Annotated in this window: 12 protein-coding genes; 9 read left to right on the top strand and 3 right to left on the bottom strand. The window is 75.6% G+C overall.

Features of this window, described 5'->3' with window-relative positions; genetic code table 11:
• The first annotated feature begins 1 nt into the window (after position 1).
• The 7 genes from VM95_RS09900 to VM95_RS09870 are packed head-to-tail and all read left to right on the top strand — an operon-like array spanning position 2 to position 7,651.
• Positions 2 to 1,027 (top strand): NAD-dependent epimerase/dehydratase family protein, encoded by a 1,026-nt coding sequence (locus tag VM95_RS09900; RefSeq protein WP_045694175.1) that lies wholly within the window; start codon positions 2 to 4, stop codon positions 1,025 to 1,027.
• Between the two features lie 17 nt (positions 1,028 to 1,044).
• The gene (locus VM95_RS09895; RefSeq protein ID WP_045694283.1) at positions 1,045 to 2,298 is read left to right on the top strand and encodes a DUF4910 domain-containing protein; all 1,254 of its coding nucleotides are present in this window, start codon (positions 1,045 to 1,047) and stop codon (positions 2,296 to 2,298) included.
• 5 nt (positions 2,299 to 2,303) lie between these two features.
• Complete coding sequence (locus VM95_RS09890) at positions 2,304 to 3,632, top strand: MATE family efflux transporter (RefSeq protein ID WP_045694173.1); 1,329 nt, start codon at positions 2,304 to 2,306, stop codon at positions 3,630 to 3,632.
• A complete protein-coding gene (locus VM95_RS09885) occupies positions 3,629 to 4,576 on the top strand; it encodes a glycosyltransferase family 2 protein (protein WP_045694171.1) in 948 nt (315 codons plus the stop codon). Before VM95_RS09890 ends, VM95_RS09885 begins: the two co-directional genes overlap by 4 nt.
• Positions 4,573 to 5,775, top strand: a complete 1,203-nt coding sequence (locus VM95_RS09880) for a polysaccharide pyruvyl transferase family protein (protein ID WP_045694168.1) — start codon at positions 4,573 to 4,575, stop codon at positions 5,773 to 5,775. The genes VM95_RS09885 and VM95_RS09880 overlap by 4 nt, the downstream gene beginning before the upstream one ends.
• The gene (locus VM95_RS09875; protein WP_045694166.1) at positions 5,772 to 6,320 is read left to right on the top strand and encodes a dTDP-4-dehydrorhamnose 3,5-epimerase family protein; all 549 of its coding nucleotides are present in this window, start codon (positions 5,772 to 5,774) and stop codon (positions 6,318 to 6,320) included. The genes VM95_RS09880 and VM95_RS09875 overlap by 4 nt, the downstream gene beginning before the upstream one ends.
• 5 nt (positions 6,321 to 6,325) lie before the next feature.
• Complete coding sequence (locus VM95_RS09870) at positions 6,326 to 7,651, top strand: glutamate-1-semialdehyde 2,1-aminomutase (protein WP_045694164.1); 1,326 nt, start codon at positions 6,326 to 6,328, stop codon at positions 7,649 to 7,651.
• Positions 7,652 to 7,658: 7 nt separating this feature from the next.
• On the opposite strand, the gene VM95_RS09865 is transcribed toward VM95_RS09870, so the two are convergent.
• From VM95_RS09865 to VM95_RS38670, 3 genes are all read right to left on the bottom strand, one after another.
• Positions 7,659 to 8,405, bottom strand: coding sequence for a phosphatase PAP2 family protein (locus tag VM95_RS09865; RefSeq protein WP_107072904.1), 747 nt, complete (start codon positions 8,403 to 8,405; stop codon positions 7,659 to 7,661).
• A 127-nt stretch (positions 8,406 to 8,532) separates the two neighbouring features.
• A complete protein-coding gene (locus tag VM95_RS09860) occupies positions 8,533 to 9,225 on the bottom strand; it encodes a response regulator (RefSeq protein ID WP_244178700.1) in 693 nt (230 codons plus the stop codon).
• On the bottom strand, positions 9,222 to 10,313 hold the full coding sequence (locus tag VM95_RS38670) for a sensor histidine kinase (RefSeq protein WP_052707248.1): 1,092 nt from the start codon (positions 10,311 to 10,313) through the stop codon (positions 9,222 to 9,224). Before VM95_RS38670 ends, VM95_RS09860 begins: the two co-directional genes overlap by 4 nt.
• Before the next feature lie 649 nt (positions 10,314 to 10,962).
• Here VM95_RS38670 and VM95_RS09850 point away from each other — a divergent pair.
• On the top strand, positions 10,963 to 11,808 hold the full coding sequence (locus VM95_RS09850; RefSeq protein WP_157882027.1) for a helix-turn-helix transcriptional regulator: 846 nt from the start codon (positions 10,963 to 10,965) through the stop codon (positions 11,806 to 11,808).
• 125 nt (positions 11,809 to 11,933) lie between these two features.
• On the top strand, positions 11,934 to 12,800 hold the full coding sequence (locus VM95_RS09845; RefSeq protein ID WP_157882026.1) for a helix-turn-helix domain-containing protein: 867 nt from the start codon (positions 11,934 to 11,936) through the stop codon (positions 12,798 to 12,800).
• Positions 12,801 to 12,830: the final 30 nt, after the last annotated feature.

Genomic DNA, 12,830 nt, shown 5'->3' with positions numbered 1-12,830 from the left:
CATGCGCGTACTGCTGACCGGACACCAGGGCTACCTGGGCACCGTGATGGCCCCGGTCCTCGCGGCCGCCGGGCACGAGGTCGTCGGGCTGGACGCCGGCCTGTTCGCCGACTGCGTCCTCGGCCCGGCGCCCGCGGACCCGCCGGGGCCGCGGGTGGACCTGCGCGACGTCACGGCCGAGCACGTGGCCGGGGTGGACGCCGTGATCCACCTGGCCGCGCTCTCCAACGACCCGCTGGGCTCGCTGGCGCCGGACCTCACCTACGACATCAACCACCACGCCTCCGTCCGGCTGGCCCGGCTGGCCCGCGACGCCGGGGTGAAGCGCTTCCTGTACGCCTCCACCTGCTCCGTCTACGGCGCCGCCGGCGGCGACGACCTGGTGACCGAGGACGCCCCGCTGCGCCCGGTCACGCCGTACGCCGAGTCCAAGGTGCGGGTGGAGGACGACCTGCACGCCCTGGCGGACGGCGACTTCACCCCGGTGTACCTGCGCAACGCCACCGCCTTCGGCTACTCGCCCCGGCTGCGCGCCGACATCGTGCTGAACAACCTGGTGGGCCACGCGCTGCTGTCCGGCGAGGTGCTGGTGCTCTCCGACGGCACCCCGTGGCGCCCGCTGGTGCACGCCGCCGACATCGCCCGGGCCTTCGCGGCCGCGCTGGTCGCCCCCCGGGAGGCGGTGCACGACCGGGCGTTCAACATCGGCAGCGAGGTCAACAACGTCACCGTCGCCGAGATCGCCGAGCAGGTCGCCGAGGCGGTGGACGGCGCGAAGGTGCGGATCACCGGGGAGAGCGGCGCCGACCCGCGCTCCTACCGGGTGGACTTCTCCCGGTTCCGCGAGGCGCTGCCCGGCTTCGCATGCGAGTGGACGGTCAAGCAGGGCGCGCTCGAACTCGCCGACGCCTACCGGCGGTTCGGGCTCACCCGGGAGAGCTTCGAGCAGAGCTTCACCCGGCTGGCCGTGCTGCGCCGGGCCGCCGGGGCCGGCACCGTCGACGAGACCCTGCGGCGGCGCGGGTGAGCGGCGTCGGCGAGGAGATGCACGCCCTGGTGGAGCGGCTGTACCCGCTCTGCCGGAGCATCACCGGCGACGGTGTGCGCGCCACCCTGGACATCGTCGGCGAGTACCTGCCGCTCCAGCGGCACGAGGTGCCGACCGGCACGCAGGTGCTCGACTGGACGGTGCCGCAGGAGTGGAACGTCCGGGACGCGTACGTCGCCGACGCCACCGGGAAGCGGGTCGTCGACCTCGCCGCGTCCGCCCTGCACGTGCTCGGCTACAGCGTGCCCGTCGCGGCGACCATGCCGCTGAGCGAGCTGCGCCCGCACCTGCACACCCTGCCGGACCACCCGACCTGGGTGCCGTACCGCACCAGCTACTACCGGCCGGACTGGGGCTTCTGCCTGTCCCAGGAGACCCTGGACGCCCTGCCGGAGGGCGACTACGAGGTGCGCGTGGACTCCACGCTCGCCGACGGCCACCTCAGCTACGCCGAGCACGTGGTGCCCGGGCAGGTCGCCGACGAGGTGATCGTCTCCTGCCACGTCTGCCACCCGGCGCTGGCCAACGACAACATGGCCGGCGTCGCGGTGGCCGTGTTCCTGGCCCGGGAGCTGGCGCAGCGCTCGCCCTGGTACACCTACCGGTTCGTTTTCGCGCCCGGCACCATCGGGGCGATCACCTGGCTGGCCCGCAACGCGGAGCGGATCGAGCGGGTCAAGCACGGGCTGGTGCTGGCCTGCGCCGGCGACCGCGGCCCGCTGACGTACAAGCGGAGCCGGCGCGGTGACGCGGAGATCGACCGGGTGCTGCGGCACGTCCTGGCCGCCTCCGAACGCCCGCACCGGATCAACGAGTTCACCCCGTACGGCTACGACGAGCGGCAGTACTGCTCGCCCGGGTTCAACCTGGGCGTCGGCTCGCTCAGCCGGACCCCGAACGGCCGGTACCCCGAGTACCACACCTCGGCGGACGACTTGGACTTCGTCGCGCCCGAGGCGCTGGCGGACACCCTCGCGGTCTGCCGCGAGGCCTTCGCCGTCCTCGACCGCAACCGGCGCTACGTCAACCTCAGCCCGTACGGCGAACCGCAGTTGGGCCGGCGCGGGCTGTACGAGTCGCTGGGCGGCCACGCCGACGCGGGGCAGGCCCAGCTGGCGATGCTCTGGGTGCTGAGCATGTCGGACGGCACGGCGGACCTGCTGGACGTCGCCGAGCGCTCCGGGCTGCCCTTCGACGCGGTCGCCGTCGCGGCCGGCGCCCTGGAGGGCGCCGGGCTGATCAAGGCGTGACGCGGATGGCCACCGAGGGGGCGCGGACGACGGCCGGCGCCGGGCCGCCGGCGCAGGCGCCCGGACAGGAGCCCGGCGCCCGGCGGGGCGTGCTCGGCCGGGTGTCCTGGGGGCTGGCCGACCAGGCGGTCACCAGCATGATCAACTTCGCGGTGGGCATCTACGTCGCCCGGGAGCTGGGGGTGCACGCCTTCGGCGTGTTCAGCCTGGCCTGGCTGACCTACGGCGTGGTGCTCAACGTCTCCCGCGGGCTGGCCACCGACCCGCTCATGGTGCGGTTCAGCGGCGTGCCGCAGGAGGCCTGGCGCGCGGCCGCGGCCCGCTCCTCCGGCACCGCGCTCGCCGTCGGCACCACCCTCGGCGCCGGCTGCCTGCTGGTCGGGCTCGGCCTCGGCGGCGACGTCGGGCCCGCGTTCGCCGGCCTCGGCCTCGCCCTGCCGGCGCTGCTGCTCCAGGACGCCCGGCGGTTCGCGTTCTTCGCGGCCGGCACCGGGCACAAGGCCTTCGCCAACGACCTGGTGCAGGGCGTCGCGCTCGTCCCGGCGATGGTCGTGGCGGCGCGGGTGGGCACCGTGGCCGCCTTCGTGCTGGCCTGGGGCGCCGCCGCCGCGGCGGCGGCCGGGTACGGCTTCCTCCAGTCCGGCATCCGGCCCCGGGTCACCCGGGCCCGCGGCTGGCTGCGCGAGCAGCGCGACCTCGGCTCCCGGTACCTGGTCGAGAACGTCAGCCTCAGCGGCGCCGGCCAGCTGCGGGCGTACGGCCTCGGCGCGATCGCCGGGGTCGGCGCGGTCGGCGCCGTGCGGGGCGCCGAGCTCCTGCAGGGCCCGTTCCTGGCCCTGCTGATGGGGCTGTCCCTGGTCACCGTCGCCGAGGCGGCCCGGGTCCTGCGGCAAACCCCCGAGCGGCTCGGCCGGTTCTGCTTCCTGCTGGGCGGCGGTCAGGCCGGCGCCGCCCTGCTCTGGGGCTCGGCCCTGCTGCTGATGCCGGACCGGCTCGGCGAGCTCGTCCTCGGCGACGTCTGGCACGACGCCTCGCGGCTCATCGTGCCCGCCACCCTCGGCGTCGCCGGCGCCGGCCTCGGCAGCGGCGCGGCGGCCGGGCTGCGCGCGCTCGCCGCCGCCCGGCGCAGCCTGCGTTGCCAACTCTTCGCCTCCGCCTGCTACCTGGGCGGCGGCCTCGGCGGGGCCGCCCTGGCCGGCACCGTCGGCTCCGCCTGGGGCGTCGCCTCCGCCACGGCCTGCGGCTCGGCCCTCTGGTGGCTGCACCTGCGCGCCGCCCTGCGCGAGCACCACCGCGATCCCGTCCCCGGACACTCCGAAGTGAGGACGCCATGACCGCCGTACCCCGGTTGAGCATCGGGCTGCCCGTCTACAACGGCCAGGAGTACCTCGCCGAATCCCTCGACGCCCTGCTCGGCCAGACCTACGCGGAGTTCGAGCTGGTCATCTCCGACAACGCCTCGACCGACAGCACCGAGGACATCTGCCGCGACTACGCCGCGAAGGACCCGCGCATCCGCTACCTGCGGCTGCCGCGCAACATCGGCGCCGCGCCGAACCACAACTTCGTCTTCACCCAGTGCCGCGGCGAACTCTTCAAGTGGGCCTCCCACGACGACCTGTACGCCCGGGACCTGCTGAAGCGCTGCGTGCAGGCGCTGGACGAGCGGCCGGAGGTGATCCTCGCCCACTCCGACCAGGCCGTCATCGACGAGACCGGCCGGGTCAAGGTCCCCTACGCGTACGGGCTCGCCACCGGCTCGCCGTCCGCGCCGGAACGCTTCCGCAGCCTGCTGTTCGAGCCCGGCGGCGACGACTTCTACGGCGTGCTGCGGGCCGACGTGCTGCGCCGGGTCAAGCCGCACGACAGCTACCACCACGCCGACCGCACCTTCGTCGCCGAGCTCACCCTGCACGGGCCCTTCCACCAGGTGCCGGAGCTGCTGTACTTCCGCCGCGACCACCCCACCCGCGCCGAGCGGGCCAACCCCTCCAAGCGCTCCCGCTGCGTCAACCTGGACCCGCGCCGGGCCGGCCCGCTGCACCCGACGCCCCGGCTGCTCGCCGAGTACGTCTGGGGCTTCGCCTCGGCGATCCGGCGGGCGCCGCTGTCCCCGGCCGACCGCAGCGCCTGCCGCCGCCACCTGGCCGCCTGGATGACCAGCCGGCTGCGCCCGGGCGCCGGCGAGCGGGTCGAGGACCGCGCCCCGGTCGATCCGGCCGCGCTCACCGTCTCCGTCGACGACCTGGTGGCCGGGCGCGAGGGGCGGCGGGCATGACGGCGAGGTCCCGACCCCCGTTGCGCGTCGGGGTGTTCGGCCTGCTCGGCGCCGGCAACCTCGGCAACGACGGCTCGCTGGAGGCGGTACTCGGCTACCTGCGCACCGCACATCCGCGGGCCGTCGTGGACGCGCTCTGCGGCGGCCCCGAGACCGTCACGGCCCGCTACCGGATCCCCGCCACCCGGCTGCACTGGTACCGCGGGGAGTACCGGACGGCCAACCGGGCCGGAGCCGTCCTCGGCAAGGGCCTGGGCAAGCTCGTCGACGCCGTGCGCACCGCCGCCTGGGTGCGCCGGCACGACGTGGTGATCGTCCCCGGCATGGGCGTCCTGGAGGCCACCCTGCCGCTGCGGCCCTGGGGCTTCCCGTACGCGCTGTTCCTGCTCTGTGCCTCCGGCCGGCTGCTCGGCACCAGGGTGGCGCTGGTCGGCGTCGGCGCCGCCCCCATCCGCGACCGGGCCACCCGCGCCCTGGTGCGCCGCTCGGCCCGGCTGGCCGCGTACCGCTCCTACCGGGACGAGCTGTCCCGCGAGGCGATGCGGGGGATGGGCGTGGACGTCTCCCGGGACGAAGTCCACCCGGACCTCGCCTTCGCGTTGCCGACGCCCCCTGCGCCCGATTCCCCGGGCGGTCAGGTCTGCGTCGGCGTCATGGACTTCCACGGCGGCAACGACGACCGCGCCCGGGCAGGGGAGATCCACCGCCGCTACCTGGACGGGACGACCCGCTTCGTCCGCGCGCTGGCCGAGGACGGCCGGCCGGTGCGGCTGCTCACCGGCGACGGGGCCGACGCGGCGGTGGTCGCCGCGATCATCGAGGCGGTCGGCTCCCCGCTGGTCACCGCCTCCCCGGCCGCCTCGCTGGCCGAGCTGATGGCCGAGACGGCCGCCGCCGACGCGGTGGTGGCCACCAGGTACCACAACCTGGTCTGCGCGCTGAAGACCGGCACCCCGACGCTCGCCCTGAGCTACGCGGCGAAGAGCGACGCGCTGATGGCCCGGATGGGGCTGGACGCGTACTGCCACCCGGCGCGCGAGGTCGACGCCGAGCGGCTGATCGAGCAGTTCCGGGAGCTGGAGAAGCACGCCGCCGAGCTGCGGCAGATCCTCGCCGAGCGGAACCTGGCCGCCGCCCGGCACCTCGACCACCAGTTCACCGCCCTGACCGCGGCCGTCCTCCCCGAGGAGCCCTCATGAAGGTGACCGAAGTCCCGGCGATCGCCGGCGCCTACCTGTTCGAACCGACGCCGTACGCCGACGAGCGCGGCTTCTTCTGCCGCACCTTCGACGCCGAGGTGCTCCGCTCGGTGGGCATCGACCCCGACGCCTTCGTCCAGCACAGCCTCTCCCGCTCGGTGCGCGGCGTGCTGCGCGGCCTGCACCTGCGCTCCGGCGCCGGCGAGGCCAAGCTGGTGCGCTGCTCGCACGGGGAGGTCTTCGACGTCGTGGTGGACCTGCGGCCGCACTCGCCGACCTTCCGCAACACGGCCGTCTTCCGGCTCTCCGGCGGGACCCAGGCCAGCGTGTACATCCCGGCGGGCTGCGCGCACGGCTTCCAGGCGCTGACCGACGCCGACGTCTCGTACCGGATCGACCGCCCGCACGACCCGGCCGAGGACGTGACGATCGCCTTCGACGACCCGGAGCTCGCCATCCCCTGGCCGCTGCCGCCCGTGTCGATGTCCGAGCGGGACCGGAAGGCACCGGGCCTCGCCGAGGCCCTGGCCCCCAAGGAGAAGTGAGCCCCATGGCCGTTGACGACTTCCAGCTGCCCGAGTCCCGGGCGGCGAACGAGCGGCTGCACGCCCTGATCCCCGGCGGCGCGCACACCTACGCCAAGGGCGACGACCAGTACCCCGAGGGCCTGGCCCCGGTCATCAGCCACGGCCGCGGCGCCCACGTGTGGGACGTCGACGGCAACCGCTACGTCGAGTACGGCTCCGGCCTGCGCTCGGTCAGCCTCGGCCACGCCCACCCGCGGGTACTGGAGGCCGTCCGGCGGGAGATCGACCGCGGCGGCAACTTCGCCCGGCCGTCCATCGTCGAGGTGCGGGCCGCCGAGCGCTTCCTCGCCACCGTGCCGACCGCCGAGATGGTGAAGTTCGCCAAGAACGGCTCCGACGTCACCACCGCCGCGGTGCGCCTGGCCCGCGCCGCCACCGGCCGCGCCCGGGTGGCCGTCTGCCGCGACCACCCGTTCTTCTCCGTCGACGACTGGTTCATCGGCACCACGCCGATGTCCGCCGGCATCCCGGACGCGATCAGCGAGCTCACCGTGGCGTTCCCGTACGGGGACCTGGCGGCGACGGAGGAACTGCTCACCCGCCACCGGGGCGAGATCGCCTGCCTGGTCCTCGAACCCGCCGGCCACACCGAACCCCCGCCCGGCTACCTCGCCGGCCTGCGCGCGCTGGCCGACCGGCACGGCTGCGTGCTGGTCTTCGACGAGATGATCACCGGCCTGCGCTGGTCCGAGGCCGGCGCCCAGGGCCTGTACGGCGTCACCCCCGACCTCTCCACCTTCGGCAAGGCGCTCGGCAACGGCTTCGCCGTCTCCGCGCTGGCCGGGCGCCGCGAACTGATGGAGCGGGGCGGGCTGCGCCACCCCGGCGAGCGGGTGTTCCTGCTGTCCACCACGCACGGCGCGGAGACGCACGCGCTCGCCGCCGCGATGGCCGTGCAGGCCACCTACGCCGAGGAGGGCGTCACCGCCCGGCTGCACGCCCTCGGCGAGCGGCTGGCCGCGGGCGTGCGCGAGGCCGCCGCGGGCATGGGCGTCGCCGACCACGTCCTGGTCCGGGGCCGGGCCAGCAACCTGGTCTTCGCCACCCTGGACGAGCACGGGCGGCCGTCGCAGGAGTACCGCACCCTGTTCCTGCGCCAACTCCTGGCCGGCGGCGTGCTGGCGCCCTCGTTCGTGGTGAGCAGCGCGCTCGACGACGCCGACATCGACCACACCGTCGAGGCGGTGGGCCGGGCGTGCGCCGTGTACCGGAAGGCGCTGGACGCCGCCGACCCCGCGCCCTGGCTGGGCGGGCGGCCGGTGAAGCCGGTGTTTCGGCGCTTCGCGTGACCCGGCGTCAGCGGGGCTGTCGGCGGTGGGTGTCGGTGTCGGTGTCGGCGCCGGTGTCGGTGCCGGTGCCGGTGCCGGTGTCGGTGCCGGCGCCGGTGAGCCGGTCGGCCGTGCGGTCGACCAGCCACGCGGTCGCCGGCACCACCGCCAGCGCGGTGCACCAGCCGCCGAGCACGTCGGTCGGGTAGTGCGCGCCCAGCACCACCTGCGCCCAGCCCATGACGGCGCCGGCCAGCAGCGCCGCGCCGAGCAGGAGCGGGCGCCCGCTGCCCCGGTGGTTCGTGGCGAGCACCGCCACGGTGAGGGCGAACGCGGTGAGGAAGGCGGTGTGCCCGCTCGGGTAGGACAGGTTCCCGTCCCCGTGGATGGTGCGCCCCGCCAGGTGCTTGAGCAGCGTCGCCGCCCCCACGGCCAGGGCGACGCCGGTTACCGTGAACACCGCCGCGCGCGGCCGTCGGAGCAGCAGGCAGCCCGCCACGGCCGTCGCCACCAGGGCCGTCGCGCCCACCGGTTCCCCCAGGGCGTCCAGGGCGTGGGCGACGGACCGCCAGGGCGCCCCCGGCCCGTACAGCGCCGTGCCGATCCGGTCGTCCACCGTGCCGGGCTCGCCCTCGCCCGCGTACCGGACGCCGAGCACCAGGACCACCAGCGCGGCGAGGGCCGCCACCAGCCCGAGCCACCTGCGCGGCGGCGGGGGCAGCAGCGCGCGCGACGGCGCACGACGACCAGGCGCGCTCCGGACGGGCGATCCCACGCGAGCCCCCCTCACGGTGTCCGACCCGCCCGTCCGCGACAGTGTCACGAACCTTGTGGCGAAGGCGACTTCGGCGCGTTGCCGAGGCCTGAGCCATGCTAACCGGCGCGCGGCGGCGCCGGGCCCGTTACCGCTCCAGACCGTCCTCGCGGACCCGGGACGCGAGGTCGAGCTTGGTGAAGGTCGGCCGCCCGGCCCGCCGGTACTTGTCCTTGACCTGGTCGAGGTACCACTTGGCGGTCTGCGGGCTGATCCCGGCCCGCCGGGCGGTCGCCTTGAGGGTCAGGCCCGAGGCGTAGTCGAGCAGCACCTGGAGTTCGCGGGGCGTCAGCCGGGGGCGGTCCGGCCGGTCGTCGTGGGCCAGCGCGAAGGCCAGTTCGGGGGAGTGCACGGCGCGGCCGGCGGCGACCTCGGTGACCGCCTCCACCAGCCGGTCCAGGGCGTGGTCCTTGGTCAGGTAGCCCGCCGCGCCGGCGGCGACGGTGTCGGCCACGGCGGCGGGCGCGGCCTGGGTGCTGATCACCAGCACCCGGGGGCCGGCCGCGCACAGCCGGGCGACGTTGGAGGCGGGCGCCGAGCCGTCCCGCAGGAGCAGGTCGAGCAGCACCACGTCCGCCCGCCGGCCGGGCCCGGCGAGCAGGTCGTCGACGGTCGGGGCGGCGGCGAGCAGGCGCAGCTGCGGCACCCGTTCCAGCCAGGAGCACAGGCCGTCCAGCAGCATCCGGTCGTCGTCCACGGCCGCGACGCCGATCGGGTGGCCGGGTGTCGGGGGGCCGGGTGTCGGGTGGCCGGCTGTCGGGTGGTCGGGCGCGGTGCTCACTCCGGCCACCTCAGCTCCACCAGGGTCCCCTCGCCGGGGGCGCTGTCGACGGCGGCGGTGCCGCCGATCTCCGCCATCCGGGCGTGGATCGAGCGCCGCAGGCCGGTGCCGTCGGCGGGCCGGAGCGCGGGGTCGAAGCCGCGGCCGTCGTCGACCACGGTGACGGCGATGCCGTGCCCGCGCCCGGTGGCGGTCAGGTGGGCGGTCGACGTGCCGGCGTGGTGGCGGACGTTGTTCAGCGCCTCGGTCACGGCGGCGGCCAGCGAGCGGGCCACCGGGCCGGGCAGGGTGGGGAGCCCGTGGTACCGGGCGTGGATGGTCAGGCCGATGCCCTCGGCGGCGGTCACCGCCTGTTCCAGCGCCGCGCCGGCCGCGACCTCGCCGTCCGGCCCCTCCGGCCCGTCCTCCTCGTCCGCGCGCTGGATCAGCCGCCGCAGGTAGGAGGCCTCCCGGGCGCAGCGCTCCCGGAACTCCGCGCGGGTCGGGTCGACCCGCTGCTGGGCGACGGCGGTCAGGGTGGCCAGGACGGTGTCGTGCAGGGCCCGGTGCTGGGCGATCCGTTCGGCGCGGCGGGCCCGGGCGGCCTCGGCCCGGACGGCGCGCTCCCGCGCCTCGTCCAGCAGGACGCCCTGGCGGTGCAGGTAGCGCCACAGGACGTACGCCATCAGCGCGGAGGAGAGCAGCGAGACCAGGTGCCCGCCCAGCGGGCGCAGCTCACCGGTCCGCAGGCAGCAGGCCGTGTGCACGGCGACGACCAGGCCGACCGCGCCCACCGCCTCGCGCCCCGCCAGCCCGGCCGACGCGGCGGCGCAGGCCGAACTGCCGAGCAGCATGACCCAGGTGCCCGGTTGGGCGACGGGTGCGCTGTGGGTGGCCAGGGCGAGGAACGGGACGAGGCAGCCGGCCGACACGACGTCGGCCCAGAGCGCGGCGCGGTCGAGGCGGCCGCGCCGGTAGGCCGGCAGGTACAGCGCCGCGCTGCTCGCCAGGGCGGCCCCGAACAGCAGGAGGCCCGTCCCGCCGGCCACGGCCGCGGCCAGGCCGCCGATCAGGTGGCTGGCCCGGTACAGGCCGGTGGCCAGGAGCATGAACCGCCTGGCCCGCTGCAGCCCTGACCCCAATGAGACCCTCCAGGCAGCCCGATGCGACGCGAGCCAAGTGGATCTCGAAACTCACACAACGTCAAGATCTTGCGAAGGTACGGGAAGTGACGCTCGGGGCAACCCGGTTGGCCGGTTGGTGAAGCCTTCGGGTCCGGAGCGGCGCCTTCCGTGGCGGAGCCGACGCTACGGGGGCGTCGGGGGCGGCAGAACCCCCCTCTTCTGGGGGGTTTGAGTGTCCCGCGCGCGGGCAGGGCGCGCGCCGGTCGCGAGCATGTCACGCAGCTCCTGACCTGCCGTCATGTCGCTTCGTGCCGAGGCGAATTCGGTTCCCTGTCGAGGCCCCTGAACGTGGACTGGCAAGAAGTTGCCACGGTCTTGCGCGTGCTGGGCGTTTATGGGGAGATGGAGCCCGCTTCGCCCCGGGGTGGCTCGTTTGCGGTTCGGGCCGTTCGGGTGGTGACCGGACGTGCGCCGGCCCCGAGGATGCGATCGAAGCTGTTCCGAATGTCATTTCACTTTCAACCGTTGCGAGTCGACCGGCCGGAAGGCGGTCAGCCCGGCCCGTCGGCCGAGGCGTTCAGGCAAGCAGGGATCGCCCGCCGTCGTGGGGGCCGTCCGAGTGGGGAGACGGGCAGTGGATTACGTACCGGCGAGCAGCGGATCGGATGGCCTCGCCGGAGCACGGTGGGAGCGGCAGGAGGGGAGCGGCGCGGCGGTCGGCCGGTCGGGCGCGGTGCAGGCGGAGGAGGCCGAGCTGGCCCTGACCCTCTCCCGGGCGCGCGAACTGCTCGACTCGGTGGAGTCCTTCCAGCGCCGCGGCCCGTCCTCGGGGCGGTCGCTGGCGATCGAGGACCAGCCCGCGCTGGAGGCGGCGCTGGCCACCATGGTGGGCGGCGGCGTCCGGCAGGTCAGCGTCTCCGTCCCGGACACCGGCGCGGCGGGCGAACTGATGCGGGTGGCGCTGGCCGGCCGGCGGGTGGCCGCGGTGGAGCCGGCGACGCTGCGGGTGCTCTGCGATCCGCGGTCGGTCGGCCGGGGCCCGGTGCGGGAGGCCGTGCGCGCGGCGGACCGCTGCGAGCTGCGGGTCACCGAGTCGGCCCTGCGCGAGGCGGTGGTGCTCGACTCCTCGGCCGCCCTGGTCTGGTCGGGCAGCGGCGCGGGCGAGCGCCGGGTCTCGGTGGTCCGGGACGCGGCCGTGGTCGGCGCGCTCACCTCGCTCTACGCGGTGGCGTGGGCCGGCGCCCTGCGGTACGCCGACCGGCCCGGCCCGGACAGCCGGGCGCGCAGCCAGACCGGCCTGCGGATCCTCGAATGCCTGCGGGCCGGCCAGACGGACGAGGTCGCGGCCCGGGTCCTCCGGCTGTCGCTGCGGACCTACCGGCGGTACGTGGCCGAGATCATGCGGGAACTCGACGCCGGATCCCGGTTCCAGGCCGGCGCCCGGGCGGTCGAACTCGGGCTCGTCTCGACGTCGGCGTAGGGCTCCGGGGTCGGGCGCAGGAATCCGGGCGTCGGCGCCGTACTCCGGCGCCGGGCGGAACGGCTCCCGGCGGCGGTGCGTGCCGCCGGGCGTGGCAGTGCAGGGACGATCCACAGGGGGTGGCTATGGAGCGTGACTCAGGGGTGCTCGAACCGGTGCCGGAGGCGGCCGAGTTGCGCGGCCTGGTCGGGGCCGGCGAGGCGGAGCTCGACGCCGCGCTGAGCAACGTGCGGATGCTCATCGACACGGCGGCCCACCGGTACCGGACGTGGGCGCAGCGCAGCCGTCCGGTCGAGCTGGTGGAGCCCGGCGTCGGCCCGGTGCGCGAGGCCATCGTCACCGTCATCAGCGGCGCCCGGGCGTCGGTGGACATCGTGCTGTCGGCGAGCCCGCGCCGCACCAAGGAGCTGTGCGCCGACCTCAGGTCGCTGCTGGCGGCGCTGGACCGGACGGTGTCGGTGCGCATGCTCTGTACCCACGCGGGGATGCAACACGACTTCGTCGCCGCCGAGTTGGCGGGTGACTGGCCGATCGAGGTACGGCCGGCCCGGATCCCCTCGCTGGAGGCGGTGATCGTGGACCGGCGCGTGTCGGTGGTGCGCACCGCGGTCGGCGCGGACGCCTCGGTGGTCCGCTCGGCGGTGGTGATCGACGCGCTGGGCGCGCTGTTCGACAACGTCTGGCAGTCGGCCGGCGCCGCGCGCGTGCGGACCCGGCCGCCCGAGTACGAGCTCGCCGAGATCACCGGCCAGGTGCTGGCCCGCCTGCTCGCCGGGGCGACCGACGAGAAGGCCGCCCGCGAACTGCGGATCTCGGTGCGCACCTACCGCCGCCATGTCGCCGAGATCCTGGAGTCGCTGGGGACGAAGTCGCGGTTCCGGGCCGGAATGCTGGCGGCGGAGATGGGGATGCTGGCACCGCGGCCGGTGCCGCACCGGAGCCCCGCCGGCCTGCGGGCCCCCGTGAGCGCGCCGGTCGGCGCCGGGTCCTGAACCACCACCCCCACCAGCGGCGTTGCGGGG

The organism is Streptomyces rubellomurinus (assembly GCF_000961885.1).
GTDB classification, from domain to species: Bacteria; Actinomycetota; Actinomycetes; order Streptomycetales; family Streptomycetaceae; genus Kitasatospora; species Kitasatospora rubellomurina.
Note: the sequence above shows the minus strand (reverse complement) of the source record. Positions and strands in the feature narration are given on the sequence as shown.

What these genes read in the sequence shown, in the direction of transcription:
- VM95_RS09900 (WP_045694175.1), top strand. Translation starts at nt 2, where the DNA reads ATGCGCGTACTGCTGACCGGACACCAGGGCTACCTGGGCACCGTGATG.
- VM95_RS09895 (WP_045694283.1), top strand. Translation starts at nt 1,045, where the DNA reads ATGCACGCCCTGGTGGAGCGGCTGTACCCGCTCTGCCGGAGCATCACC.
- VM95_RS09890 (WP_045694173.1), top strand. Translation starts at nt 2,304, where the DNA reads ATGGCCACCGAGGGGGCGCGGACGACGGCCGGCGCCGGGCCGCCGGCG.
- VM95_RS09885 (WP_045694171.1), top strand. Translation starts at nt 3,629, where the DNA reads ATGACCGCCGTACCCCGGTTGAGCATCGGGCTGCCCGTCTACAACGGC.
- VM95_RS09880 (WP_045694168.1), top strand. Translation starts at nt 4,573, where the DNA reads ATGACGGCGAGGTCCCGACCCCCGTTGCGCGTCGGGGTGTTCGGCCTG.
- VM95_RS09875 (WP_045694166.1), top strand. Translation starts at nt 5,772, where the DNA reads ATGAAGGTGACCGAAGTCCCGGCGATCGCCGGCGCCTACCTGTTCGAA.
- VM95_RS09870 (WP_045694164.1), top strand. Translation starts at nt 6,326, where the DNA reads ATGGCCGTTGACGACTTCCAGCTGCCCGAGTCCCGGGCGGCGAACGAG.
- VM95_RS38670 (WP_052707248.1), bottom strand. Translation starts at nt 10,313, where the DNA reads ATGCTCCTGGCCACCGGCCTGTACCGGGCCAGCCACCTGATCGGCGGC.
- VM95_RS09845 (WP_157882026.1), top strand. Translation starts at nt 11,934, where the DNA reads ATGGAGCGTGACTCAGGGGTGCTCGAACCGGTGCCGGAGGCGGCCGAG.